This window comes from Streptomyces sp. a15, assembly GCF_059026085.1.
In genome coordinates, this window is sequence record NZ_JBWLKM010000005.1 from 160,983 (window position 1) to 185,069 (window position 24,087).

29 protein-coding genes are annotated in these 24,087 nt (G+C 69.1%); 28 read left to right on the top strand and 1 reads right to left on the bottom strand.

Annotated features, from left to right (window positions below):
• The first annotated feature begins 5 nt into the window (after positions 1-5).
• From AC5P09_RS08330 to AC5P09_RS08465, 28 genes are all read left to right on the top strand, one after another.
• On the top strand, positions 6-227 hold the full coding sequence (locus AC5P09_RS08330; RefSeq protein ID WP_493873202.1) for a hypothetical protein: 222 nt from the start codon (positions 6-8) through the stop codon (positions 225-227).
• On the top strand, positions 227-2,158 hold the full coding sequence (locus tag AC5P09_RS08335) for a phage portal protein (protein ID WP_493873203.1): 1,932 nt from the start codon (positions 227-229) through the stop codon (positions 2,156-2,158). Before AC5P09_RS08330 ends, AC5P09_RS08335 begins: the two co-directional genes overlap by 1 nt.
• Before the next feature lie 13 nt (positions 2,159-2,171).
• Complete coding sequence (locus AC5P09_RS08340) at positions 2,172-3,077, top strand: HK97 family phage prohead protease (RefSeq protein WP_493873307.1); 906 nt, start codon at positions 2,172-2,174, stop codon at positions 3,075-3,077.
• Positions 3,078-3,089: 12 nt separating this feature from the next.
• Positions 3,090-4,418 (top strand): phage major capsid protein, encoded by a 1,329-nt coding sequence (locus tag AC5P09_RS08345; RefSeq protein WP_493873204.1) that lies wholly within the window; start codon positions 3,090-3,092, stop codon positions 4,416-4,418.
• Between the two features lie 15 nt (positions 4,419-4,433).
• The gene (locus tag AC5P09_RS08350) at positions 4,434-4,646 is read left to right on the top strand and encodes a hypothetical protein (protein WP_493873205.1); all 213 of its coding nucleotides are present in this window, start codon (positions 4,434-4,436) and stop codon (positions 4,644-4,646) included.
• The gene (locus tag AC5P09_RS08355) at positions 4,643-5,194 is read left to right on the top strand and encodes a hypothetical protein (RefSeq protein WP_493873206.1); all 552 of its coding nucleotides are present in this window, start codon (positions 4,643-4,645) and stop codon (positions 5,192-5,194) included. Before AC5P09_RS08350 ends, AC5P09_RS08355 begins: the two co-directional genes overlap by 4 nt.
• Positions 5,181-5,732: a mobile element protein gene (locus AC5P09_RS08360; protein ID WP_493873207.1), complete on the top strand. Its 552-nt coding sequence runs from the start codon at positions 5,181-5,183 to the stop codon at positions 5,730-5,732. The genes AC5P09_RS08355 and AC5P09_RS08360 overlap by 14 nt, the downstream gene beginning before the upstream one ends.
• Positions 5,729-6,082 carry a hypothetical protein gene (locus AC5P09_RS08365; protein WP_493873208.1) on the top strand — a complete coding sequence of 118 codons (354 nt, stop codon included), beginning with the start codon at positions 5,729-5,731 and terminating at the stop codon, positions 6,080-6,082. The genes AC5P09_RS08360 and AC5P09_RS08365 overlap by 4 nt, the downstream gene beginning before the upstream one ends.
• Positions 6,082-6,450 carry a hypothetical protein gene (locus AC5P09_RS08370; RefSeq protein WP_493873209.1) on the top strand — a complete coding sequence of 123 codons (369 nt, stop codon included), beginning with the start codon at positions 6,082-6,084 and terminating at the stop codon, positions 6,448-6,450. The genes AC5P09_RS08365 and AC5P09_RS08370 overlap by 1 nt, the downstream gene beginning before the upstream one ends.
• Complete coding sequence (locus AC5P09_RS08375; RefSeq protein WP_493873210.1) at positions 6,450-6,689, top strand: hypothetical protein; 240 nt, start codon at positions 6,450-6,452, stop codon at positions 6,687-6,689. The genes AC5P09_RS08370 and AC5P09_RS08375 overlap by 1 nt, the downstream gene beginning before the upstream one ends.
• A 23-nt stretch (positions 6,690-6,712) precedes the next feature.
• The gene (locus AC5P09_RS08380) at positions 6,713-7,090 is read left to right on the top strand and encodes a hypothetical protein (protein WP_493873211.1); all 378 of its coding nucleotides are present in this window, start codon (positions 6,713-6,715) and stop codon (positions 7,088-7,090) included.
• A gap of 83 nt (positions 7,091-7,173) precedes the next feature.
• Positions 7,174-7,731, top strand: a complete 558-nt coding sequence (locus AC5P09_RS08385) for a phage tail tube protein (RefSeq protein ID WP_493873212.1) — start codon at positions 7,174-7,176, stop codon at positions 7,729-7,731.
• Between the two features lie 98 nt (positions 7,732-7,829).
• Positions 7,830-8,171 carry a hypothetical protein gene (locus AC5P09_RS08390; protein WP_493873213.1) on the top strand — a complete coding sequence of 114 codons (342 nt, stop codon included), beginning with the start codon at positions 7,830-7,832 and terminating at the stop codon, positions 8,169-8,171.
• Between the two features lie 17 nt (positions 8,172-8,188).
• Positions 8,189-8,587: a hypothetical protein gene (locus AC5P09_RS08395; protein WP_493873214.1), complete on the top strand. Its 399-nt coding sequence runs from the start codon at positions 8,189-8,191 to the stop codon at positions 8,585-8,587.
• Positions 8,588-8,600: 13 nt separating this feature from the next.
• Complete coding sequence (locus AC5P09_RS08400; protein ID WP_493873215.1) at positions 8,601-13,205, top strand: hypothetical protein; 4,605 nt, start codon at positions 8,601-8,603, stop codon at positions 13,203-13,205.
• Positions 13,206-14,180 carry a phage tail family protein gene (locus AC5P09_RS08405; RefSeq protein WP_493873216.1) on the top strand — a complete coding sequence of 325 codons (975 nt, stop codon included), beginning with the start codon at positions 13,206-13,208 and terminating at the stop codon, positions 14,178-14,180. It abuts the gene before it with no gap.
• Positions 14,181-14,183: 3 nt separating this feature from the next.
• Complete coding sequence (locus AC5P09_RS08410) at positions 14,184-15,341, top strand: siphovirus ReqiPepy6 Gp37-like family protein (RefSeq protein WP_493873217.1); 1,158 nt, start codon at positions 14,184-14,186, stop codon at positions 15,339-15,341.
• A 3-nt stretch (positions 15,342-15,344) separates the two neighbouring features.
• Positions 15,345-16,289 (top strand): hypothetical protein, encoded by a 945-nt coding sequence (locus tag AC5P09_RS08415; RefSeq protein ID WP_493873218.1) that lies wholly within the window; start codon positions 15,345-15,347, stop codon positions 16,287-16,289.
• Entirely contained in the window at positions 16,289-18,262 is a 1,974-nt protein-coding gene (locus tag AC5P09_RS08420) for a hypothetical protein (RefSeq protein WP_493873219.1), read from the top strand. The genes AC5P09_RS08415 and AC5P09_RS08420 overlap by 1 nt, the downstream gene beginning before the upstream one ends.
• A 67-nt stretch (positions 18,263-18,329) precedes the next feature.
• Positions 18,330-18,569 carry a hypothetical protein gene (locus AC5P09_RS08425; protein ID WP_493873220.1) on the top strand — a complete coding sequence of 80 codons (240 nt, stop codon included), beginning with the start codon at positions 18,330-18,332 and terminating at the stop codon, positions 18,567-18,569.
• The gene (locus AC5P09_RS08430; RefSeq protein WP_493873221.1) at positions 18,569-19,288 is read left to right on the top strand and encodes a peptidoglycan recognition protein family protein; all 720 of its coding nucleotides are present in this window, start codon (positions 18,569-18,571) and stop codon (positions 19,286-19,288) included. Before AC5P09_RS08425 ends, AC5P09_RS08430 begins: the two co-directional genes overlap by 1 nt.
• 2 nt (positions 19,289-19,290) lie before the next feature.
• Positions 19,291-19,512 carry a holin gene (locus AC5P09_RS08435; protein ID WP_493873222.1) on the top strand — a complete coding sequence of 74 codons (222 nt, stop codon included), beginning with the start codon at positions 19,291-19,293 and terminating at the stop codon, positions 19,510-19,512.
• Entirely contained in the window at positions 19,509-19,769 is a 261-nt protein-coding gene (locus tag AC5P09_RS08440) for a hypothetical protein (protein ID WP_493873223.1), read from the top strand. The genes AC5P09_RS08435 and AC5P09_RS08440 overlap by 4 nt, the downstream gene beginning before the upstream one ends.
• 1,081 nt (positions 19,770-20,850) lie before the next feature.
• Positions 20,851-21,111: a hypothetical protein gene (locus tag AC5P09_RS08445; protein WP_493873224.1), complete on the top strand. Its 261-nt coding sequence runs from the start codon at positions 20,851-20,853 to the stop codon at positions 21,109-21,111.
• Entirely contained in the window at positions 21,092-21,613 is a 522-nt protein-coding gene (locus AC5P09_RS08450) for a DUF6879 family protein (RefSeq protein WP_493873225.1), read from the top strand. The genes AC5P09_RS08445 and AC5P09_RS08450 overlap by 20 nt, the downstream gene beginning before the upstream one ends.
• Positions 21,614-21,625: 12 nt before the next feature.
• Positions 21,626-22,483 (top strand): helix-turn-helix domain-containing protein, encoded by an 858-nt coding sequence (locus AC5P09_RS08455; protein ID WP_493873226.1) that lies wholly within the window; start codon positions 21,626-21,628, stop codon positions 22,481-22,483.
• A gap of 81 nt (positions 22,484-22,564) precedes the next feature.
• Complete coding sequence (locus AC5P09_RS08460; protein WP_493873227.1) at positions 22,565-23,032, top strand: hypothetical protein; 468 nt, start codon at positions 22,565-22,567, stop codon at positions 23,030-23,032.
• Positions 23,029-23,406, top strand: a complete 378-nt coding sequence (locus tag AC5P09_RS08465) for a hypothetical protein (RefSeq protein WP_493873228.1) — start codon at positions 23,029-23,031, stop codon at positions 23,404-23,406. Before AC5P09_RS08460 ends, AC5P09_RS08465 begins: the two co-directional genes overlap by 4 nt.
• Positions 23,407-23,452: 46 nt before the next feature.
• On the opposite strand, the gene AC5P09_RS08470 is transcribed toward AC5P09_RS08465, so the two are convergent.
• Positions 23,453-23,701: a helix-turn-helix domain-containing protein gene (locus tag AC5P09_RS08470; RefSeq protein WP_493873229.1), complete on the bottom strand. Its 249-nt coding sequence runs from the start codon at positions 23,699-23,701 to the stop codon at positions 23,453-23,455.
• Between the last annotated feature and the right edge of the window lie 386 nt (positions 23,702-24,087).

Here is a 24,087-nt window from a genome sequence, read left to right on the forward strand (position 1 = left end):
TCGCCGTGTTCGCGTGGCGTCGCACAGCCGTACGCAAGCGAGTCGTCGTGAACCTGGCCGACAAGGCGTTCCGCGCGATCCTGTGGGCCAAGCGCGGCCCGCTGCTGGTGCTGCGGGACGCCGAGCTCCTCGAGCCCGGCCGTGCCCCGCAGGCAGTGGACGGCGAGGTCGTCGTCGAGCGCGCCCGGGTGGAGTTCATCCAGGTCCTGGCGGGCGGTGAGAGCTGATGGCGTTCGTGGTCAGCTCCGGTGAACTGGCCACCACCGGGGCCGGCGTACTGCCCGCCTACGCGCCGGCGACGTTCCGGGCGCAGCCGTGGGAGTACGAGACGATCTGGCGCACGCAGCCGCAGGTCCGTACGGTCATCGGGTTCATCGCGCGGAACATCGCCCAGCTCGGCGTGCACGTCTTCCGCCGTATCAGCGACACCGACCGCGAGCGGCTGCGCGATCACCCGCTGGCGCAGCTGCTCGCCGAGCCGCTGCCCCGCATGACGCAGTACCGCTTCATCGAGCGGATCGTGTCCGACCGCGCGCTGTACGACAACTTCTACGGGATCAAGCTGAAGCTCAACGGGCGCCTGCGGATCCTGCCCGTCCCACCGTCGCTGATCCGTCCGTACGGCGGGAACTGGATCGCCCCCGAGTACTACGAGACCGCGGGCGGACGGCAGTTCGCGGTGGACGAGGTCATTCACATCCACGGCTACTCACCCGCAGACATGACCTACGGCGAATCACCGATCGAGGCCGTACGGGACCTGATCCTCGAATCCGCCGAGGCGACCAAGTCCCGAGCCCAGATGTGGAAGAGCGGGGCCCGCCTGACCGGGGTCCTCGTCCGGCCGGCCGACGCCCCCGACTGGGGGACGAAGGAGAAGGCCCGGTTCCGCGAGATGTGGCGAACGTTCTCGCAGGGCGGCGGCGCAGAGGGCGGCACGCCGATCCTCGAGGACGGCATGGACTACAAGCCGGTCGGCTTCAACCCCGAGCAGGCCAAGTACATCGAGGCACGGAAGCTGACCCGCGAGGAGGTCGCGGCCCTCTACTACATCCCACCGCCGCTGATCGGGATTCTCGACCACGCCACCTACTCCAACATCAAGGAGCAGCACGCCCACCTGTACCAGGACACCTTGGGGCCCTGGACGGTAGACCTGCAGCAGGAGTTCGGCGTGCAGATCCTGCCCGACCTGCCGGACAACAAGGACGTCTACTGCGAGTTCAACGTGGACGCCAAGATGCGCGGAGACTTCGAATCGCAGGCTTCCGCGGCATCGACTGCGACAGGCGGCCCGTGGATGACCCGCAACGAAATCCGGGCCCGCAACAACCTGCCGAGCCTCGAGGGCGGGGATGAACTGATCGTGCCGCTCAACGTCACCCAGGGCGGACTCGCCAGCCCGCGGGACACGGCTCCGGAGGCTGACGCACTCCCAAAAGCGCAGGCCCGGCAGGTGGCGGCCAAGGCCGGGCAGTCCTCGCAGACCGCCTCAGACGATGAACTGCGCGAGGAGTTCGTCACCGCGTTGAAGGACCTGACCGCGGACGAGTTCGCTCGGCTGACAGAGGCGGAACCAGAGGATGCAGAAGCAGTACAGGCCTGGTGGGAGTCGGGCCGTGCTGTCCGGCAGGCACGGTTCGTCAAGGTCATCGCGGACTTCATGGTCCGCTTCGGCCTGGTGGGTGCTCGCCGCGTCCTGGAGGAGTTCAACCCGACTGAAGACGGCTGGTCAGTCGAGGTGATGGAGCCGTGGCTTGCCGTAGCGGCCCTTCATCACGCCGAGTTGCACGACTTGGCCGGCGAAGAAGCGGCTGTCACGGCGGTTGAGGACGTTCCAGAGGACGGCGGCGTGGCCGCAGCCCTCTTGGTGGCCGGCGGCGTGTGGGCAGCGGCAGCGCTGACCCGCAGCGAAACCGCGGCGACGGAGGCCCTGTCGTTCGGTGGCCACGATGCGGCTGAGGCGTCCGACCTCGGCTTCAAGATCTGGCGGACCACCAGTACCAACCCGCGTTCCCAGCATCTCGCGGTCAACGGCGAGAAGGTCCCGCTGGGCGGCGTGTTCAGCAACGGGCTGCGCTGGCCCAGTGACAGCACAGGCGATGCCGACGAGACGGCGAACTGTCGCTGCACCCTCGACTACGCGAAGGAGGACTGACGCCGTGCGCACGATGGAAGTAACCGCGAAGATCAAGGCGGCGGGCGTCGCCGACGGCCTGGCCGAGGGGCAGTTCCGCGCCCTCGTCTCGGTGTTCGACAACGAGGACACCTACGGCGACGTCGTGCGCCCCGGGGCGTTCGCCCAGACCCTGTCGGACTGGGCCGCCAAGGGCGACAGCATCCCGGTCATCTGGTCTCACCAGTGGTCCGACCCCTTCGCCCACATCGGCCGCGTCGTCGAAGCAACCGAGACCGGCCAGGGCCTGGAGGTCCTCGGGCAGATCGACGACGTTACGGGCGATGACGAGAACCCGACCGCCAAACAGGTCTACCGCCTGCTCAAGGGCCGCCGGGTCACCCAGTTCTCCTTCGCCTACGACGTGCCCAACGGCGGCGGCGCCTGGGTGAAGGACGACAACCACCGCTGGGGCGGCTACTACGAGCTGCGCCAGGTCGACCTGCACGAAGTCGGACCGTGCCTGCTCGGCGTGAACCGCGAGACCGAGCTGCTCGCCGCGAAGGCAGCTCACATCGCCGCCGGCGCCAAGGCCGGGCGCGTCCTGTCCCAGGCCAACTACGACCGCCTCACCGCCGCGTATGAGTCGATCGGTGAGGTGCTGGCCGCCGCCGAGCCGGAAAAGTCCCGGCAGCCCGCGGCCCAGAAGAACGAGACCACTCCGGAGACGACCGGCCAGCCCGGCTCCTCGACGGCCAACGGCGATGCGCCGTCCGCCCAGCCCCAGGAGCCCGCGCCCGCCCAGGAAGCCCCCGAGGACATCAGCAAGAGCAGCACCGAGGATGAGACCACCCCGGGCCCCCGCGAAGCATCCGAGGATGCCGCCAAGGCCGGATCCGTCTCCGCCCGTCTGCGAACCGATCTCGAGCTCCTGGAGCTCGAGGCAGCGCTCACGGAATAGGAGATACGGCCCATGGCCAAGACCATCAAGGAACTGTCCGAGGAAGCCAAGGGATGGCTCCTCAAGGCGCGTGAGATCACCCTCGCCGCCGAGCAGGACGGTGACCGCAACTTCACCGACGAGGAGGCCGGGCAGCTTCGCGAGTACATGGGCAAGGCCACCCAGGCCAAGTCCGAGATCGAGAAGCTGAAGGGCAACGACGAGCTGCGCCGCACGCTCGCCGAGCTCGGTGACGACATCGCCCTCAACGTCCGCACCGACGAGAAGGGGCAGCGGCAGACCGCGTCCGGTTTCCAGCTGCCGGACAAGGTCAAGTCCCTCGGTGAGCAGTTCACCGACTCGACGGAGTACAGGGCCCTGCTCGCCCAGGCGCCCAACGGCCAGTTCGCGAAGAACCAGCGCGTCCAGTCGGAGATGGTCGGCTTCAAGTCGCTTGTCACCGGCGGCTCCGACACCTCCGGCGGTGCCCTGGTCCAGAACGACTGGCGCGGCCTGCAGGTCGGCCTGGACGTCTTCCAGCGCCCGCTGCGCCTGCGGGACGTCGTCACCCCGGGCAGCACCACCTCGGACACGGTGGAATACGTGCGCGTCACCTCGGTGACGAACAACGCCGCCCCTGTCCCCGAGGCAACCAGCTCGGCGGCGCCGACCGCTCCGGGCGGCGCGGGCGCGCTGGTGAACAACTTGGGCGGCGGCTACAAGCCGGAGTCCGGCATCGCCCTCGCGAAGATCACCACGGCGGTCAAGACGATCGCGCACTGGATGCCGGCCACCAAGCGCGCTCTCTCCGACGCCGCACAGGTACGGACGCTCATCGACGCGTTCCTCATGTACGGGCTCGAGGAAGAGCTCGAGGACCAGATGATCCAGGGTGACGGCACCGGGGAGAACTTCGAGGGCCTCGGCAACGTGTCCGGCGTCCAGGCGCAGGCCTGGGACTCGGACCTTCTCACCACGCTGCGCAAGGCCAAGACCAAGGTCCGCACCATCGGACGCAGCATCGCCAACGCCTACCTGCTGCACCCGACGGACCTCGAGACCCTGGACCTGCTGCAGGACAACGAGGCGCGGTTCTACTTCGGCGGCCCGTCCGGCACCGGCACCGCGCAGCCGCTGTGGAACTTGCCGATCATCGAGACCGAGGCGGTTCCGCAGGGCACCGGGTACGTCGGTGACTTCCGCAAGGCGGTGCTGTGGGACCGCGAGCAGGCCACCGTCCAGGTCACCGACAGCCACCTGGACTTCTTCGTCCGCAACCTGGTGGCGATCCTCGCCGAAATGCGGGCCGCCTTCGGCATCCTGCAGCCGTCCGCGTTCGTCGAGATCGACCTGACCGCCTGATAGGAGGCTGATCCCATGGCGTACCTGGACCCCGCCGCGGGCGCCGCCCGCGAAGGCAAGCAGGCCGCAGCCCAGACCGACATGGCAGCCGTCACCACGGCGGCCGCCGCCGGCGCCAACCCCACAAAGGCCGAGTTCGACAAGGTCGTCACCGACCTCACGGCCGCCCGCACGACGATCAACGGGCTGCTCGCCAAGCTCCGAGCATCCGGCCAGCTCGCACCGTGAGCCTGTTCATCCACCGCAACGCCGGAGGGCGCTGTCCGTGCGGAGCCGAGAACGCGACGTGCGGGCCGCCCTCCACCGCGGTGCCGGTGGACCAACTCATCGAGGAGGTGGCCGCGGTGAGCGGACCCCTGAAGAAGTACCGCGTCACACGCAATGGCGTGGAGACCGTGATGAAGCTGTCCGACGACGACGCCAAGCGGCTTGGCATGGGAACGGACCAGGTGATCGGCGCGGCCTCCACCATCCCGACGGTGCAGCCGGTCGCCGACGAGGAGGCCGACGGAGGCAGCGCGGCCAACGACGGCGGCGAGGCCCCCGATGGCGCTGCTGGTGACGGTGGCGCACCGGGCAGCGGCGACGGTACGGGCGCGCAGCCGGTGCAGCAGTCGGGCGACTCCAGCGGTGACGGCCAGACGTCGGCTGCGGCAGCAGCGTCGGCGGGCAGCCCGGCTCCGGCGAAGAAGGCCGCGGCCAAGCGCCGGACAGCGTCGGCGAACAAGGCCCAGGCCGCAGCCAAGGACGGTGGTGCCGGCGGTGGCGACGACTGAGTACCTCGCCAGCCCTGTGGACCTGGCCACCTGGCTGGGGGTGCCTCCGAATGACCCGAAGCTCCTGCAGGCGCTCGGTGCCGCCTCCAGCCGGTTCCGCGGGCAGGTCCGCCACTACGTGTCCTTCGTCGCCGATGACACGCTGACCTTGGACGGTACGGGCACACGGACTCTCCTGCTGCCCGCGGCACCGGTCACCGGCATTGCGTCGCTCCTCCTGGACGATGTGCCACTGGTGGACGGCACCGACTTCGAGTGGTCGGCGGACGGCTTCGTGCGTCGCCTGGGCTGCCACTGGCCCAACCGGCTGCGCTGCGTCCAGATGACCTGGAGTCACGGGTTCAACCCCGTCCCCGAGGACATTTCCGAGGTGGTCATCGACCAGGCCCGCACGCAGTACACCGTCCGTCCCGGCGTGCAGAGCATGCAGGTCGGCGGACAGCAGATCGGGTTCGGTGCCCAGGCCTCGATCGGCGTGACCGCGCAGTGGACAGCGATGGTGGACAAGTACCGGCTGGACCGGAGCGAGGATCCATGACCCTGATGTTCATGCAGTCCGTCGTACGAGCGCGGGCGCCGCTCGTCGAGGACCGCTACCGGAACAAGAAACGCGACTGGGACAACGCCGCACGGACGACGGTGGACGAAGTGAACGTCCAACCGGCGGGCATCCCGGTGCGGTCAGACGAGGACACTCAGGACCGGCAGACCACGGTCACCGCCTGGAACCTGCAGACCCGCGAGGGCGTCGACCTGGACCTGCGGGAGACAGACCGGATCGAATTCGACGGCATGACTCTGGAGGTCGACGGCAAGGTCGGCCGCTGGCCCGACCCGTTCACAGGCGGCGTGCACCACATCGAGGCCCGTCTGAAGGAGGTCGACTAGTGGCACGCACACGCGTCGAGTTCAACCGCGGGGTCTTCCGTCAGATCGCCTCCAGTCCGCAGATGGGCGCCTACCTGCTCGGTCTGGCCAACGAAGGCCTGGAGATAGCCCGCGGGCTCGCACCGACGTACACCGGGCCGACGTGGGGCGACGCGGCCCGCGCCGGGGATTACAGGAAGTCCCTGGACGCCAAGCTGACCCGGAACTCGTTCGGCTACCGCAGCGAGATCGGCGCCAACGTCGACTGGGCCCTGCAGGTGGAGTTCGGATCAGGCCGCCCCTACACCACTCAAGAGCGGCCGCAGGAAGGGCACTCCCCCAAGTGGCGTGTCCTGGGCCGCACCCTGGACGCCATGAGGAGCAACTGATGCCCAGAGTCAAGCTCGCCCACTGGTACGAGGGGCACGCCCCCGGCGAGGTGATCGCTGTCGAGTCGGACCAGTTGCGGGACCTGCAGCGAGACGGCCGGGTCGCTGAGGTCCTCGAGGACGACCACGACGTGCCGGAAGGGCCTGCCGGCACGGAGGAACCCGCGAGTCCTGAGCCCGAGGGCACCTTGGCCGATCCCCCGGTCAAGGAACCGGCATCGCGCCGAAGGCCACGATGAGCGGTCATCTGCCGGTCGCTCCCATGCCTGATGTCGAGCAAGTCGCCGTCGACATCCTGGCCGGCGTCCTCGATCCGCAGGTGAGCGTCGGAACCGAATGGCCCGAGCACCTGGCCGATGCCTTGCCTGCCGTCGCTGTATCGCTCGGCGGCGGCGGATCCCGCCAGAAGGCGATCACCGCGGACCGTACTCTCGACATCGACGTCCTGGCCGCGACCAAGGGCGAGGCCAGAGACCTCGCCGCACTCGTCTCGGCCCACCTGATCGCCGCCCAAGGGACCGTGCAGCCCCGCGCGCAGATCTACGGAGTCGATGAGATCAGCGTCATCTGGCTGCCTGACCCGATCACGGCACTGCCACGGTACGTGCTGGTGATGGCCATGATCATTCGGCCTGTGTAGCAGTACCAACCCGCAGCCCTTCCCCCGTTTCCGTACCCGTCGGCCGTCGGTCGCGCGGGTCCTTCGCATGCCTGGAGGCATCCGTGGCGAACGACGCCGACAACGTAAGGGCCGCACTCACCGGCTCGATCTACATGGCCCCCAAGGGGTCCACCGCACCGACCGACCTCGACACCGCATGGGACGCCGCGTGGACCGACCTCGGGTTCATGTCCGACGACGGCGTCTCGATGGAGTACTCGACGGACGTCGAGGACATCAACGCCTGGCAGTCCCTCAGCCCGGTCCGCCGCATCCTCACCTCGGTCGACATGACGCTCGGCTTCACGGCGATCGAGCTCAAGGCCCGCACGATCACCGCGTACTTCCCGGGGGCGACGATCACCAACGTGTCCGGCGCCATCCAGCGCCTGGACATCCCGGCCGCGCCCGGCCCGCAGGAGTTCGCCTTCGGCTTGGAGTGGATCGACGGCGACATCAAGAACCGGATGGTGATCCCGCGCGGTGAGATCACCGACCGCGGGGCAATCTCGCTCGGCCGCTCCTCCGCCGTCGGCCTCGAGATGACCGTTGCCGCATACGCGTCGTCGGCCCCGGAGATCGCGACCTGGCTGTCCAACGACCCGGCCTGGGCCGCGTAGCCGCGGCCCCCTCTCGGCTCCCCGGCAGGTGTGCGATGCGGGTCGCGCCTGCCGGGGCCCCAACCCGCTGAAACCCGCACCCAGTTGAGGAGAACCAGGTGAGCACCACCACCAGCAAGAAGAGCCCCGGGACCGAGGTCGTCTCCCTCGACGCGCTCGCCCAGCAGAAGCGCGACGCCCTGCCCGACCCCACGAACTACGAGCTGTTCGGCGTCCAGTTCACCCTGCCGCCGATGCGGGCCCTGCCGTGGGAATTGCAGGAGAAGGTCGGCGACCTCAACGACACCATCGGCGTGATGGGCGAGGTCCTCGGCAAGGACAAGGTCCGAGAGATGTACGCGGCCGGCTACCAGCTGGGCGACCTCGAAGTGATCGCCCTCGACTGGCAGAAGCGGTCCGGGCTGGAGCCGGGGGAATCCGGGGCCTCCTCCAGTTCCTGAGGGAACACGGGGAGGCAGTGGAGTGGGATATCGCCCGGTACTGGCCGGGCCGGTCCCTGCTCGAGCTGTACCGCGGCGAGATGTCCTGGCGGGAACTGCGGGTCTTCCTCAGATACCTGCCCTGGGACTCAGCCACCGCCCGCGCGGTGCGGGGCTCCACCTCTGAAGAGGACTACTGGAACCCGGACCGGCAGCTCATGGCCGCCATGGTCGACGCCCAGCGCGAGACCACATACGTGCAGATCAAGCTGCACGGCGATCCGAAGAAGACGAAGCGCGTCAAGCCGCCCGAGCCGATCATGCGGCCCGGTGTGGAGAAGCGCCGGAACTCCAAGGTGATCCGTTTCGGCGGGCGTCACGGCAGTGGCGCCGCCGAGCTGGCGAAGGTCTTCGGAGGCCGCGCCACCAACCCCTGACGGGAGGTGCGCGATGGCTGCCGGAGTACTCGTCGGTCGCGGATACGTCAGCATCAGGCCGGAGTTCGAGGGGGACTGGTCCCGCTCGGTCAATGCTCGCGCGTCCAGCGCGGGCCGCTCCGGCGCCAGCGCGTTCGGCAAGGCGTTCTCTGTCGGTCTGAAGGGGATCGGTGCGCTGGCCGGGGTCGCCATCGGGGCGAACCTGTCCTCGGCCGCGGCCGGTGCCGCCGTCCTGGCCCCGGCGCTGACGACGGCCGGGGCGGCGGCAGGCGCCCTCAAGCTGGGCATGTCGGGTGTGGGCGATGCCTTCAAGGCCGCGTTCGCCGACAGCTCCGCGCAGGCCTCGTCCGCAGCCTCCGCTACCCGCGCGGTGGAGTCCGCTCAGCGCGGTCTGGCCAACGCCCAGCGGGCGTTGGCGGATGCGCGGGAGCAGGCCGCCGAGCGCATGGCCGATGCGCTGCGGGCGGTGGAGGACGCCGAGCGGAACTTGACCCGCACGGTGGAGGACGCCTCCGAGCGGCAGGTCGACGCCAAGCGGAAGGTCCAGGACGCGGTCCGCGACCTGGCCGACGCCCAGCGCGAGGCGAAGGAAGTACAGGCCAGCCTCAACGAGGCCCGGCAGGAAGCCGCCCGGGACCTCGAGGACCTCAACACCAAGCTCGCCAACAGCCGGTTGGAGGAGCGCGAGCTCGTCATCAAGATGACGGAGGCCGAGGAGGCCCTCCGCGACGCGCAGGCGAAGCCGGGCAACAGGCCCGAGGACATCGCCAAGCTGCAGCTGGCGTACGACCAGGCGGCGCAGGCCGTCGCGGACCAGGCCCTCGAGACCAAGAACCTGGCCCAGGACCAGGCCGCAGCGCAGAAGGCCGGCGTCGACGGCAGCAAGAAAGTCCAAGAGGCCCAGGAGAAGATCGCCGACGCACAGCGCGACGTCGCCGACAAGACACGCGATCTCGCCAAGGCGCGGGAGGACCAGCGGCGCGCCGAGGTCGATGCGGCCCACGACATCGCGGACGCACAGCGTGCGCTGGCCGACGCGCAGTCCGGGGTGGACGACGCGCGCGCGGACGGGCAGCGGCAGATCGCGGACGCCCAGTCGGCCGTAGCGGACGCGGCGGCCGCGGTCGCCGACGCCCAGGCTGCGGCCGCCGGGCAGGCATCCCAGTTCGACAAGGCCATGGCCAAGCTGGCACCCAACGCCAGGTCGTTCGTCAAGGCGGTGCAGGCGCTGGGCCCGGCGTGGACCGCGATGAAACTGGGCGTCCAGAACAAGCTGTTCGAGGGCCTGGACTCCACCGTCACCACCCTCGGCAACGCCACCATCCCGGTGCTGCAGCGGCAGCTGACCGCGACCGCCGAAGTCTGGAACCAGATCGCCAAGAACGCGGCCGGCGCCATCACACAGATGGCCCGCTCCGGGTTGCTGGACCAGATCCTCGCGGGCGCCACGAAGAACCTGGCCGTCTTCAAAGACACACCCGGCCAGATCCTCACCGCGTTCGGCCAGCTGTCGGTCGCCGCCCAGCCCGCGTTCAACGGACTGCTCACCCAGTTCGCCAGCGCCATCACCTCGTTCACGGACGGCATCGCCAAATCGTTCGAATCCGGCGGCCTCGAGCAGGGCATCACCACCGCGCTCGGCATCCTGTCCCAGTTCGGGACGCTGCTCGGCAACGTCCTCGGCACGGTGAGCCAGATCTTCAAGGCCGCCTCCGACGCAGGCGCCGAGATCGTCGGCGTGCTCGGCGCCGTGTTCGGCGAGCTCAACAAGATCCTCGCCGCGCCGGAGATGCAGGCCCAACTGAGGAACCTGTTCGGGTCGGTGGCACAGATCGTCACATCGATCGTGCCGGTGATCGGGGCGGTCGTGCAGGCCGCCGTGCCGCTCCTCGCGGCGATCGCCCAGCCGATCGCGCAGCTCGCCACCGTGCTGGGCCCGGTGCTGCAGCAACTCGCGGTGTCGCTCGGCGCCGCACTGTTGCCGATCATCCAGGCCCTGGGCCCGGTCCTGGTGACGGTCGGCACCGCGATCGTGGACATCGTCCAGTCCCTCACCCCGCTGCTGCAGCCGATCGCCGACCTGATCGCAGGAGTGATCAACGCGCTGGCCCCGGCCCTGACACCGATCGTCAACGTGATCACCGGCCTGGTCGGTGTGCTGATCGGCCCACTGACCCAGGTCATTCAGGCCCTCACCCCGGTCCTGACCGACATCGGCACGATCATCGCCGAGGTCTTCCAGTCGCTCGAACCGTTCCTCACCCCACTGGTCCAGCTGATCGGCCAGGTCGCCGAGCTCCTGGCGGGCGTCTTCGCGGCCGCGCTCTCGCAGCTCATGCCCGTACTGACGCCGCTGATCGATGTCGGCATGCAGCTGCTCGACACCGTGCTCGCCGCGCTGCTGCCCGTACTGCCGACCCTGGCAGGCGCGTTCGGCGCGATCTCCGGCGCGCTGCTGGCGATCGTGCCACCGCTCGCTGGGGTGGTGACGGCCCTCGCCGGGCAGTTCGCGCCGATCATCGCCGACCTCGCCCCCCTGCTGGGGGACCTCATCGGCATGCTCGCGGACACGCTGGCGCAGATCCTGCCCCCGCTGTCTGAGGCGCTGATGACCCTGGTCAGCGCATTCGCGCCGCTGCTGCCGGTGGTCGGCGAACTGCTGGGGATGGTCCTGGGAATGGCAGCCGGGATCCTCGTCCAGCTGCTGCCGCCTGTGATGCAGCTGGTGCAGGCCGGCCTCGACCTGGTCGTGGCACTGCTGCCGATCATCCCGCCTCTGGCCCAGCTCGTCGGCCTCGTGGTCACGCTCGCGGTCAACGTGCTGTCGTGGCTGCTGCCGCCGCTGCTGTCCCTCGCCGGGTTCCTGATCGGGGCGTTCGCCGGTGCCCTGGCTACCGCGATCGGCTGGATCTCCGGCATCGTGACCGTGATCGCGGGTCTGGTCACCTGGGTCACCAAGCACCTGGGGCCGGCGTTCCGCTGGCTCAACGACAAGGTGATCCAGCCAGTCTGGCGAGCTATCCGCGAGGCGATCCGCATCGCGTGGGAGCAGGGCATCCGCCCGCAGTTCCGGGCCATCCGCACCGGCATCGAAGGCGTGGGCTCCGTGCTGCGCTGGCTGCGGGACAAGGTGGCCAAGCCGGTCTGGGACAGCGTCGTCTCGATCGTGAAGGGCGCCTACACCAACGGGATCAAGCCCGCGTTCGACGTGCTGAAGTCCGCGGTCGGCAAGGTGGGCGAGGCGTTCGACTCGGCACGCAAGGCGATCAAGGTCGCGTGGGACAAGCTGAAGGGGATCGCGAAGGCTCCCGTGTCCTTCGTGATCAAGACGGTGTACAACGCGGGGATCGTGGGGGTCTGGAACAAGATCGCGTCTGCCTTCGGGGCGCCGAAGCTGAAGGAGTTCCACCCCAAGGGATTCGCCCGCGGTGGCGTGTACGACGTGCTGCCCGGCTACACCCCGGGCCGTGACCCGCACAAGTTCTACAGCCCGTCCGGCCTGGCCCTTGAGATGTCCGGCGGCGAGTCGATCTTCCGGCCGGAGTTCACCCGGGCGGTCGGCTCCAAGTTCGTCGGCGCCATGAACCACCTCGCCAAGTCGGGCGGCTCGGCCAGCGTCCGCAAGGCGCTGGCGCCGGTGCTCGGCGGCAACCCGCGTACAGCTACGGACCGGTCTCTGAAGTACGCGTCCGGCGGGACCGTGCAGGCCTTCGCCGACGGCGGGATCTTCGGGTGGATCGGCAGTGCCGCCTCGTCCCTGGTGGGTGCCGGGTCTGAAGCGTGGAACGCGGTCAAGAAGGGGGCAGCCTGGCTGGGCGACACGCTCGCGGGTTCCGCGCGCTCGGGGATGAAGGCCGTCGTCGACCCGCTGCTGAAGTCCTTCCCGGGAGCGGACACTTCGCTCGGGCAGATGATCCGCAAGATCCCCGACAAGATCCTGGACGCGCTGTTCGGGTACTCCGAGAAAGCGGACAAGAAGGGCGCGGGCGGGATCGGCGGGCCGCGGATCCAGGCCGGCCTCAAGTGGGCCAAGACCCAGGATGGCCTGCCGTACCAGTGGGGCGGCAACGGCAACCCCAGCTGGGACTGCTCGGGTCTCGTCTCCGCGATCGAGTCCGTGATCCGCGGGCAGAAGCCGCACCGCCGCTGGGCGACCGGCTCCTTCTCCGGGAAGACCGCGCCGCCCGGCTGGGTCCTGCACGGCGACTCGGCCTACCGGATCGGCATCACGAATAAGGGTGTTGGCCACACCGCCGGCACGATCGGCGGCGTCAACGTCGAGAGCCGCGGCGGGGACGGCGTGGTCATCGGCAAGGGGGCCCGCGGCTACCGAGACAAGCTGTTCACCAGCTGGTACGGCTTCCAGCCCGGCAAGTTCGACAACGGCGGCTGGATGCAGCCGGGCTGGAACTACAACGGCCTCGGCACACCCGAACCGGTCCTGACCCCGCAGCAGTTGCGGGTCCTCGAGGGCGCCGCCGCCGTCGGGGTCGCCGCCGGACAGGGCGGAGGCGTCACGTACGAGATCAACGCCCGTACGGCGGACTTCACGGTGGCCGACCTCGAGCGCGTCCAGCGCGTCCAGGAGGCCCGGGCACGAGTGGGGAGGCCTCGCTAAATGCCGCTTCTAGCAGCACCACTGGTCACCCCGCCGGATCCCGGGGGCGGACCCGGTACGCCGGTCCCGCTCCCCGAGATCGGCTACGCGACCGCCTCGTACACCGACCCGGCGGGGACGGTGTGGCCGCTGACCGACTGGGACGCCGGCTGGTTCACCCTCGCCGAGGGCGTCTCCGGGCTTGGCGCGGTGAAGTACGACCTCACCTCCGATGCGCAGCCGCGCGGCGGGTCCCGGTTGCGGCACGCCCAGGCGCAGCCACGGACGATCGTGTGGCCCCTGTTCGTACAGGGCGCCACGCACATGGAGCTCACCGAGCGGTGGCGGGCGCTGGCGACAGCCTTCACCCGAACCCTGCGGGAGGGCGAAGGCCCGGGCGTGCTGGAGATCGCCCGTCCGGACGGCACCCGCCGCCGGATCGCCGTGTTCTACCAGGACGGGTTCGAGGGCCAGGACAAGCAGGGCTGGGGCCGGGAAGCGGACAGTGCCGTGCTGTCCCTGTGGTGCGAGGACCCGTACTGGACCGACCCCGTCACGCTGACCGTGCACCGGCAAGCCGACACCCCGTCGTCGTTCTTCACCCCGTTCCCGACGGTGTCGAGCAGCCAGGTCCTCGGGGCGACCACGGTCACCAATCCCGGGGACACCGTGGTGTGGCCGACCTGGGTAGTCACGGGCCCGGCCTCGCTGATCACGTTCACACATGCCGGGACGGGCGAGTCCTTCTCCCTCAACCCGAGCGCGCCCGCGATCGGACACGGCAACCTCCTGGCCGGACAGCAGGTCACCATCCGTACCGATCCGCCGCAGGTCCGCTACCAGAACGGCGACAACTGGGTCGGAGGCCTGAACTGGCCCACCGCCTCGCTGTGGGGACTCGCCCCCGGCGACAACCCGGTCACGTTCGCCCTGTCCGGATCCGGCCCGGGATCGGCCGTGGACCTTGTGTTCAACCCCCGCTACGAGACGGCCTGACCTATGGCCATCACTCTCCTCATCACCGACCAGAATCTCGCCGTCCAGGGCGACCCCCTCGTGGGGTGGACCAGCCTCGACGCCACGCTCAAGTTCAACGAACCCGCCTCCGGCAGTGCCACGCTGCCCGCCTACCCGGAGGTCATGGAGCAGCTGCAGCCCGGCAACCGCCTGGTCGTCATCCGCGACGAGGAGATCTGGATGGCCGGCCCGATGGAGCAGCCGACCGACTACAGCTGGTCCGTCGACAACGCGCGCGGCGTCGGTGAGGTCACCGTCAACTTCAGCGACGACCTCGCCACCATCGCGGGACACATCACCTGGCCCGAGCCCGCCCTGACCTGGGTGGGCCAGCACGGCGACACCTGGCGCGAGTTCACCGCCACCAACTCAGAGACGATCATCCGCACCCTCGTCAACGAGAACTGCGGGCCCGGCGCGCTGACGCCGCGCCGCATCCCGAACCTGGTCCTCGACACAGCAGCGGGCGTCGGCATCAACACCGGGATCACCACACGGTTCGAGCCCGTCCTCGAGGCCTGCCGCCGCGCAGCCAGCGCGGGCGGGGCGATCGGGTTCCGTACCCGGCAGGACGGCACCCAGATCAAGTTCGGCTGCTACACCCCCGCCGACAAGACCGCCACCGCCCGCTTCTCCCTCGGCCTGGGGAACCTGCGCGGCGTGCAGTACTCACAGTCCGCACCCACCTCGACGCACGCCCTGGTCGCCGGGACCGAGACAACGGGCAGCAGCATCCGCACCTACGTCGAGGTCACCGACACAGCGGCGGCCGCCGCCTGGTGGCGGGTGGAGAAGTACGTCGACGGCGGCGCCGAGAACAACACCACCGGCGAGCTCACCGCGGCCGGCACCAGCGAGATCGCCGAGGGCGCCGCCCCCGTCACCCTCGCCACCGTCACGGTCGACACCGAGGACCTGCAGGCCGGCCGCGATTACCAGCTCGGCGACCGCGTAGCGATCGCACTGCCGCACGGCCTGCAGGTCACCGACGTCGTCCGCGCCATCCACCTGCAGGCCACCCCGGACAGCGGCGAACAGGTCGCCTCCGTCGTCGGCTCACAGGACGCCACCACAGACCCGCAGACGGTGCGGCTGATCCGCACGCTGAGCCGTCGGCTCGGCCGATTGGAAGCGAGATAGACCGTGGCCCAGAACTCCTGGCCCAGCCCAGGCCACAACGCCAGGGCCGTCACCGACACCGAGTACGAGAGGATCGCCCAACGGTTCTCCGACAACGGTGTGGACGGGTCACCTCTCGGTGATCCGGTGGTGTCGGCCGGTACCGGCCTCAGCGTGAACATTCGCAGCGGCGTGTACGGGTCGCTGCGCGGGCACGCCTGGACCTCCGGCACCTCCACCGTGGTCCTGGCCGTCGCAGCGAACGTGTCCGGGCAGACCCGCACCGACCGTGTGGTGCTGCGCCTGACCCGCGCCGACTGGACCGTGCGCGCAGTCGTAAAGCAGGGAACCCCGGGCGCCGGTGCACCGACGCTGACCCAGGACCTGGGCGATACCGGCGTGTACGAGATCCTCCTCGCCAACGTCACCGTCCTCAACAACGCCGCGTCCGTCACCGTCACCCGCAACGAGCTGTACACCGGCTCGCGCTTTCGTCCGTGCACCTCGACCACCCGCAACCCGACACCGGCCCCCGGTGAGATCAACTTCGAGGTGGACACCGGGCGGTCGATGCAGTGGACGGGCAGCAGCTGGCGGGCGGTATCCGACGACTCCGGCACCATCAACATCAACGCGCCCTTCGCGGCCTGGGGCAACTCCGTCGACTCGGTTCTGCAGAAGCGCAACGGCAGCGTGCACTTGCGGCTGGGGGCTTTCGAGCGGGAGGGCGGCACCCTCGCCGAGAACATCGAATCCCGCCTGCCCGCGATCATCCCCGATGCGTACCGGCACCCCACACGTGACCAGTACTGCCTGGCCTACATCAGTGGCGCGAAGCTCGGACGGATCATCATCTATTCGAAGGCCCACGACACACGGGCCGGCCAGGTGTGGCTCACGCACAAGCCGGTGATCTCCACCGGGAACTTCGTTCTTCCCGCGTCCGGGATCAGTTGGGTGGTGGACTGATGGCGCGCTTCGAGTTCGGCTCCGGGATCGCGGACTATGTTGTCCAGCCGTCCGACGGCCTTTGGGCCGTAGCCCCCGGGGCGGTCGTGGAGTTCTGGGATGCGTCCACTGGAGGCACCCGGTACACCGACCTCCTCGACGACAGCAACGCGCCGATCACACAGGTGACCGCAGATGAGAACGGGTTCCTGCCCCGCTTCTTCGGACCCGACGCGGTCACGGGAATGTGGGCTGACGCCGGCGGCACGTCCCGCGCCTGGATCGAGGCGCACAACACGGGCGGCGGGGGCGGCACCGCATACACCTCGATCACCCGGATCGTCGCTTCGGCGACCGCGTCCGCCGACGTGCGCGCGGCCGCGCAGTACGTGTGCGACGGCATCGCCGACCAGGTGCAGATCCAGCAGGCCCTCAACGACGCCCGCGACAACGGCGGCGGCGTCGTTGAGCTCACCGTCGGGGCCTTCAACCTGACCGGGCAGCTGACCATCGAGGGCACCGACGACGTCGACTTCGAGGTCGGCATCCAACTGCTCGGCCAAGGCGCCGACGTCACCATGCTCAACGCCGCCTCCGGCCTGGCATCAGCGATCCACCTGACCAAGGTGGTCCGCGTCCACCTGCGGGACTTCGGGATCACCATCGGCGGCGGCACGCACGGCATCACCTCGTCGACCACGAACGGCGCGAGCAGCGGCCACCGCTCGTTCTGGAACTCTTCCTTCAAGAACTTGCAGATCTACGGGCCATGGAACGGTACGCACACCGGCTGGGCCATCAACATGGGCAGCCCGTTCCGAAGCGTGTTCGAGAACATCGAGATCGGCGGCGTCGGCAACGGGATCAGGTTCTACAGCGAGCACGCCGACTTCAACCCCGGCGACTGCACGGTGGAGAGAGTCTTCGTCGAGCTGGTCGGCAACAACGGCACCGCGTACAAGATCGAGTCGACCACGCCCGAGGGCGTGATGAACCAGATCGAGTTCGAGATGTGCGAGGCCATCACCTCGGGCACCGGCGCCACCGGCATCCACATCACCGGCGTCGGCGGATGGGGCACCGCACACACCCACTGGCGCGGGGTGAACCTCGAAGAGTTCGACAAGCTCATCGACGTGCAGTACGGCAGCGGCAACACCTTCCGCCTCAACCACGTCAACCTGCGCGGCGGCGTGGCGGGCCTGACCGCGTTCACCTTCGGCGCGAACAGCTTCGACAACACGGTCCTGTCCACGGGCCTGCTCTACGTCACCGACGCCTGCCAGCTGTACGCCGACGGCAACACCATGGACGCCAGCATCCCCAACCGGGTCCTAGACACCCGGGTGTACACCGATGGTGCGGTCACCGTCACGGGGACAGCCAACCCGGCCGGGACGACGGTCCGCCGGGGCATCACGGCCGCCGGTACCGGAACGGTGTCCGTGACCGACACCAGCAACGAGCCATCGTTCGCCCCCGTGGATCACGGTCTGATCGCCTGGACCCAGGACCCGGCCACTTGTTCGGTGTCTGGGACCACGACATCCGGGACGGTCTACCTGTCGAAGATCAAGGTCGTGGGCCGGTCGCGGCTGGTGTCGAACATCCACTACGCGATCGGTAACACCCCAGCGGGGCTCACCGCCGGGCAGAACTTCGTCGCCATCTATACCAGCAGCGGGACCCGGCTGGCGGTCAGCGGAGACCAGACCTCAGCCTTCGGCTCTGCTGGCGCGAAGACTGCCGCGCTGACGGCTCCGATCTCGCTGGACGTGGGGAGCTACTACGTGGCGTTCCTGGCGAACGCTGCCACCACGCCCCCAACGTTCATGAGCGGGTCCAACGCGTTCACCACCGGTCTCAACGTGGGGCTGACGACTGGCACAGGACGGTCGATTGCAGGACCTGCCGGTCAGACGTCTCTGCCCGCGTCGATCGCTCTTGGTTCTCAAGGCCTCAACGGCTACCTCCGTTGGGCCGCACTCAGCTGATCACCCCACCACCCGCACGCCCCGCGCCGCTGGCCGGGGCTTTCTCTATGCCCTTCGGAGGCGCGCAATGGCCGTCGAGATCCATCCCACTGTCGCCCGGCTGCTCGACAACTTCCGGGTCGACCACCTTCCCGAGCACCTCCAGGCGGTGAGCCGGCCGTTCCACGACCTGGCGCACCAGCTCGCCGAGACCCTCGCCGGGCCGGAGGTGACTCAGGCCTTGGAGCGCCTGTGGGACGCGAAGAACTGGGCGGTCGTCGCCGCAAGCAACGCGGCGATCGCGCGCGCTGGGGCGGAGGACCGCTGATGTCGGCCCCGATGTCTGCCGCGAAGTTCCTCGCCGCGTTGAAGGCTGAGGGCGTCAAGATTGTTGAGGTCGGCTCGTGGCGTACCCACAACCGCAATCACATGGGCGCGTGGGGCGAGGTGCACGGGGTGATGGTCCACCACACCGTCACCAAGGGCACTGCCGCCACGGTGAAGATCTGCCGCGACGGCTACGAGGGTCTGCCGGGCCCGCTGTGCCACGGCGTCGTGGCCAAGGACGGCACCATCCACCTCGTCGGCTACGGCCGCACCAACCACGCAGGGCTCGGCGACGACGACGTGCTGCGCGCGGTCATCGCGGAGAAGCCGCTGCCTGCGGCGAACGAGGCCGCCGTCGACGGCAACGCCCGCTTCTACGGCTTCGAGTGCGAGAACTTCGGCGACGGCAAAGACCCGTGGCCGGCCGTCCAGGTGGAGGCGATGGTGCGCGCGGCCGCCGCGATCTGCCGGGCGCACGGCTGGGGCAAGGACGGCACCACGTCCGTGATCGGCCACAAGGAGTGGCAGCCCGGGAAGGTCGACCCGCGCGGCCCCGGGGTGTCCATGCCCGACATCCGCGCACGCGTCGCCGAGCGGTTGAAGCACGCGTCGAGCTGGTCGCCGTCCGCGCCGAAGCCGCCGGCCCCGAAGCCGCCTACGACCGAGGAGCGGCTTGCCGCTCTGGAGAAGCGCGTCACCGCGCTTGAGAAGGGAGCCTGACCATGGCCGCACCTGTTGAGAAGAAGGTGACCGCGGCGACCGCGGGCACCTACGTGAGCAGCATCGGCCTGCTCGCCAGCCTGGAAGCCGTACAGGACAACGCCGAGCTGGTCGGCTGGATGCCGTCCGGTCTCACGCCGTTCGTGCTCGCGCTCGTGCCTGCGGCGATCACGTTCGTGTCCGGATGGGCGGCCAGACACTCGCCTCGCGGAGTGGCCCAGTGACGACGCCGGACCCCGGCGTGTACATCAGCACTGCCCAGATGTATCAGGAGGTGAGGGACCTGGCTCAGACGGTCGGCCGTATCGAATCCAAGGTGGACAACTTCGTTCAGGAGACCAAGGACATCCGCGGCGATCTCCAAGACCACGAGCTCAGGATCCGCACCCTCGAACGAGCCCGATGGCCCATGCCCACGATCGGCGTCCTCGCCGGTGTCGCCGGCGCCGCCACAGGCGCCATCGCCCTCTTCGCCAGATGACTGCTGCCCCGCTCTCCTCCGGGAGGGCGGGGCCGTTTTTCGTCATGCCCGGGGCCGCAGGCTTCGGCGACTCCAGCCCGGCCTTCTCGGGCCGTCACCTGCCTGCGTCGCAGCGGTCGCCTGCTGGCCGGGGGGATGCCAGGGTGGGCAGTGGATCACCTCGGCCGCCCTGTCTGGCCGGCTCCCTGCACAAGGGCAGTCGAGGCTCTCCCCGGGCCCCCTTCCATACACGCAGGGAAGGGGGCCCGATCGTGTGAACTCCCACCCGCGCCACGGTGTGTCCCAGCCCGGCAGACGGCAGCTCTGTAAGTCTCCCGATCAGGGGGGTCCCGGCCCGTCAGGGTTGGTGTGGCGGCGGGCCGGGCCCCCATGTGGACGCGGGCCGGTCGCGTCCCTGGGCGAGCGTGGTCAGGATGGGTTGTGCGGGGCGGGTGGCCTCCCCCACCGACGTCGGCACGCTCGCCCCGCACTACAGCAGCGGCCTCGCCCTCCTCCTGACCGAAGGGCGGGGCCGTTTTCGTGCGTCCAGGGGTCCTCACTGGCGCGGACTCCACTGTCCCGGGTCCGAGTGGTCCGCCGGGGGAGCGTGGGGAGCAGGGGGACACCGGCGAGCAGGGCCCGCCTGGGCCAGCCGGACAGTCCTGCCCCGAGGGCTACTCGTGGCAGACCCCGTCCTATGACCCCTACGCGCAGGTGTGCCGCCAGGACGGGGCCCCCGACCCGGAGCCCGGCAACGGCGGCCTGCTCTCCGCCGGCCTTGACCCAAGCCGCCGCCAGTACGCATAACGAAACGCCCCCTGCATGGCACGCAGGGCGAGCAGGGGCCCCGCGCCGAGCAGGGCCCGGCTGGGCACGACTGCCCGTACGGCTACAGCCTGCAGGCTCCGGGCCGCTGGCGATTGCGCTGGATCCTCGTCGGCAGTACCCGTGAACAGCAGCTGCCCCCTTCCGCCTTCGGGCTGGAGGGGGTCTTTTTCATGACCGAAATTCGTCACGGTGTGTGACGCGGGCTTGACGATGTAGCCCGACGGGCTGATTGTGCGTGGAACAACGTGGAATTCGGTCGACACCTGGAGAAGCGATGGCTCTACGATTCCTCGGGATCTACCCCAACACCCCTGACGACGGCTCACCGACGATCTGGCAGGACGAGGAGACCGGTGACCTCGTCATCCAGTCCTGGAAGGCCGACGATGCAACCGTCCGGCAGGCACAGGAAGTCGGGTCGGTCCCGGGTCACTCGACGGAAGTCCCCGACCACGAGACGGTGATCCGTCTGCCCGCGAACATGCTCCAGTTCATCCCGCGCCCGGAGGTCAGCGGTGGCAACAGCGGTACGTGAGGAACTCGCCAAGGCACAGCGTTCGGCGCTGCACTTGGAGATGCGGGACAGCTACATGCTCGACGACCCGGAGTTCATTCGCTGGCAGGAGGGCCACCGGTTCGATCCCAACGGCGACCGGGCTTCGTGGTGGCGGCCCTGGCTGGACGTCGTCCAGGGGGCCACCAGCCGAGGTGTCGTGATGCGTCGTCTGCGCGTGGTGTCCGAGCCGATCAGCGACTACATCCGCTACGAGTACGACCTGACGTTCACCAACGTCGCCGCAGGCGAGCAGGTCCGCTGGCTCCCGCGCTCCCTCGCGCAAGACCTACTGCTGCCTGCTCTGGACGGGTGGGTCATGGACGAACAGACCGTGATCCTGCACCACTTCAGCGGGGACGGTCAGTGGACCGGCCGGCGCATGGAAGTCTGGCGCGACCCGGACCTGGCGAAGCAGTACGTCGCGGCGTACGAAGCCGCGTGGGAACGCGGCATCCCGCATGAGGACTACCGGCCCGTCTGACACGCGCACACCATGGCAGCCTCAGCTTCATCCAGCGTCCAGAAGGCCCAGAAGGATCTCGCCGACCGGCTCGGCGAGATCCGCCGGGACGCTGGGCTGACCGGCCGCCAGCTCGCCGACGCGCTCGGCTGGTACCCGTCCAAGGTCTCCCGTCTCCAGAACGCGACTACGGTGCCAACCGCCCCAGACATCCAAGCCTGGTGTACGGCGTGCGGCGCCGCGGACCAGGCCGCCGGGCTTATCGAGTCGCTCCGCCTCGTCGAGGGCATGTTCGTTGAGTGGCGTCGTATGGAGCGCGCCGGCCTTCGACGGGCGCAGGAGGCCCGGCTCCCGCTGTACGAACGTACGCAGCGATTCCGTTCGTACTCATCGTGGCTGGTGCCGGGTCTGATCCAGACCCGGGCGTACACGGCTGCCGCCTTGCGTGCGATCCAGGAGCGGCGTGGCCTGGTGGACGATGTGGCCGAGGCGGTCGACGCCCGGATGGAGCGCCAGCAGCTGCTGTACGAGCCGTCTCGCAGCTTCGCCTTCCTCGTCGAGGAGTCAGTCTTGAGGGCCGGGCCCGGCGACTCGGATGTGATGGTGGGCCAGCTCGGTCACCTCATCACGATCAGCTCGCTGCCCAACGTGAGCCTGGGCGTGGTGCCTATGCGGCCAGGCCGAGGGCGGTGGCCGACCGAGGGGTTCTGGATCTACGACTCGGCGCAGGTGAACGTCGAGCTGATCTCTGGCTACCTGACCATCACGCAGCCCACGGAAGTCGAGTTGTACGCCAACGCGTTCGCGGAGCTGGCGGAGCTCGCCGTCTACGGCCCCGAGGCCCGCACCGTGATTGCAGCGGCACTCCAGCCCTGGGGTGAATCCGCATAGAATCTCATAGAATTCTCTGGCACTCTCAGGCATCCCGTCCGTACGGTCCGTAACAAGACCGATGGATGGAGGTGCGGGAGCGTGGGCATACTCGAGTCCCGATGCGCTGAGGCGTACGAAGCCGGGAACGCGTGGCTCGCCGATTGCTCCGCGGACCCGCAACTCGTGCGCAAGGCATGGGCCGCAGACGAACTCGCGCCCATCCCGTCCGGCGAGCGGTGGCTCGTCGCCCAGTCCGGCCTCACTGCCGGTTATCTGGCTTGCGCTCGCCTTCCCGAGGAGCTGCGCGGGCCGGTGCTCGCCGACGGGGAACTGGGCAGGGCGTGGTGGCTGGTGCCGTTGGATGCAGCCGAAGAGCTGGCCGACGTGCGGCAGTTGGTGGTGCACCCCGCGGGATGGTCTCTGTCCTGTCCAGCGATGGACTCGTACGTCCAGCATCGGTTCTGGCTATGGCGCCCTGACGGCTCGGGGCGGTTCATCGATCCCACCGTGCTCGCCGATGCGTTAGGCCCCGGCGGGTACCGACCCCCTGCGGAGACATCAGCATGACGACGATCATCGACACGGCGGAGCTCGGACAGCTGATCGTTCAGTCTGCGGACAGACCGCGGGACCGCATCGCCGCCGAAGCGCTCGCCCAGGAGGAGTCGATCCTCGCCCTTTCCCACGTGCGCGCCGTCCTGGTCGTCGAGGAGGCCGGGAAGATGGTCGCCCGGTGGGAGAACCTGATGGGCCGCTTGTACACGCTCCAGTTGGACGCCACGCAGCGCGCGTTTCTCGGCCTCGTTCTATCGATCCTCGGCATCGGGCACATCACGATCGCGGCCGTGGAGGACCTCGACGAGCGGCGCCTCCTCATCATGCAGCGCGCCATCCTCAAGCTCGCCGGCAACGACAGCATCGCGGTCGGCACCCGCATGTGAGCCTTCCCGGCCAGCAGCATCGGCCGCGAGGAACGGGCGGCCGTCCTTACGTCCCCCGTAGGGGGCGGCCGCCCAGGGTCACTTCGATGTCGAGAACCCAGGCGATACGGAGGAGGGTACTGAGCTTCACTTCCTCGCCAGCCTCGACGTACTGCAGTGTGCGCCGGTCGACGCGGGCTGCCTGCCATACCTGATCTTGGGTGAGGTTCTGGCGGAGGCGTTCAGTTCGGATGTGCTCGCCGATAGCCCGGCGGCGCTCAGTGATCCATGTGTCGGCGTCGGGCAGATCTCGCATCCAAGACACGCTGGATTGATCAAGATCCAATGTCTGCGGAACGCAGTCCGCTTTTTGCGATCTTGACGTGGAAGAATGGAGACTGCAGACGCCGCAGCGCAGAGCTTCAAGTCAAGCGCTGTGTGCGTCTCCTCGAGCACCCGTCCCGGCGTGGTCGCCGGAAGCCTCTACCCGGGGCGGGTACGCCCGCCTCGTCGGTGTCCCGGAAGACACTGACGAGGCGGGTCATGGCCCCGCCCGTCCGCTACCCCCGTGGCGGATGGGCGGGGCCTTTGCTGCGCTGGTCGGCGGTCGCGTTCGAATTGCCGCCGTCTCACACATATCTCACAGACCTGGCGTGACACGGCGGCAATTCCCTGGCCCACCTGGGCATTTGGTGGACGTCC

Excerpts from the sequence above, each read along its gene's own strand:
- AC5P09_RS08445 (WP_493873224.1), top strand. The coding sequence starts at position 20,851 with ATGGCTCTACGATTCCTCGGGATCTACCCCAACACCCCTGACGACGGC.
- AC5P09_RS08425 (WP_493873220.1), top strand. The coding sequence starts at position 18,330 with ATGGCCGTCGAGATCCATCCCACTGTCGCCCGGCTGCTCGACAACTTC.
- AC5P09_RS08420 (WP_493873219.1), top strand. The coding sequence starts at position 16,289 with ATGGCGCGCTTCGAGTTCGGCTCCGGGATCGCGGACTATGTTGTCCAG.
- AC5P09_RS08375 (WP_493873210.1), top strand. The coding sequence starts at position 6,450 with ATGCCCAGAGTCAAGCTCGCCCACTGGTACGAGGGGCACGCCCCCGGC.
- AC5P09_RS08465 (WP_493873228.1), top strand. The coding sequence starts at position 23,029 with ATGACGACGATCATCGACACGGCGGAGCTCGGACAGCTGATCGTTCAG.
- AC5P09_RS08340 (WP_493873307.1), top strand. The coding sequence starts at position 2,172 with ATGGAAGTAACCGCGAAGATCAAGGCGGCGGGCGTCGCCGACGGCCTG.
- AC5P09_RS08335 (WP_493873203.1), top strand. The coding sequence starts at position 227 with ATGGCGTTCGTGGTCAGCTCCGGTGAACTGGCCACCACCGGGGCCGGC.
- AC5P09_RS08470 (WP_493873229.1), bottom strand. The coding sequence starts at position 23,701 with ATGCGAGATCTGCCCGACGCCGACACATGGATCACTGAGCGCCGCCGG.
- AC5P09_RS08400 (WP_493873215.1), top strand. The coding sequence starts at position 8,601 with ATGGCTGCCGGAGTACTCGTCGGTCGCGGATACGTCAGCATCAGGCCG.
- AC5P09_RS08410 (WP_493873217.1), top strand. The coding sequence starts at position 14,184 with ATGGCCATCACTCTCCTCATCACCGACCAGAATCTCGCCGTCCAGGGC.
- AC5P09_RS08380 (WP_493873211.1), top strand. The coding sequence starts at position 6,713 with ATGCCTGATGTCGAGCAAGTCGCCGTCGACATCCTGGCCGGCGTCCTC.
- AC5P09_RS08430 (WP_493873221.1), top strand. The coding sequence starts at position 18,569 with ATGTCGGCCCCGATGTCTGCCGCGAAGTTCCTCGCCGCGTTGAAGGCT.
- AC5P09_RS08365 (WP_493873208.1), top strand. The coding sequence starts at position 5,729 with ATGACCCTGATGTTCATGCAGTCCGTCGTACGAGCGCGGGCGCCGCTC.
- AC5P09_RS08345 (WP_493873204.1), top strand. The coding sequence starts at position 3,090 with ATGGCCAAGACCATCAAGGAACTGTCCGAGGAAGCCAAGGGATGGCTC.
- AC5P09_RS08455 (WP_493873226.1), top strand. The coding sequence starts at position 21,626 with ATGGCAGCCTCAGCTTCATCCAGCGTCCAGAAGGCCCAGAAGGATCTC.
- AC5P09_RS08350 (WP_493873205.1), top strand. The coding sequence starts at position 4,434 with ATGGCGTACCTGGACCCCGCCGCGGGCGCCGCCCGCGAAGGCAAGCAG.
- AC5P09_RS08435 (WP_493873222.1), top strand. The coding sequence starts at position 19,291 with ATGGCCGCACCTGTTGAGAAGAAGGTGACCGCGGCGACCGCGGGCACC.
- AC5P09_RS08405 (WP_493873216.1), top strand. The coding sequence starts at position 13,206 with ATGCCGCTTCTAGCAGCACCACTGGTCACCCCGCCGGATCCCGGGGGC.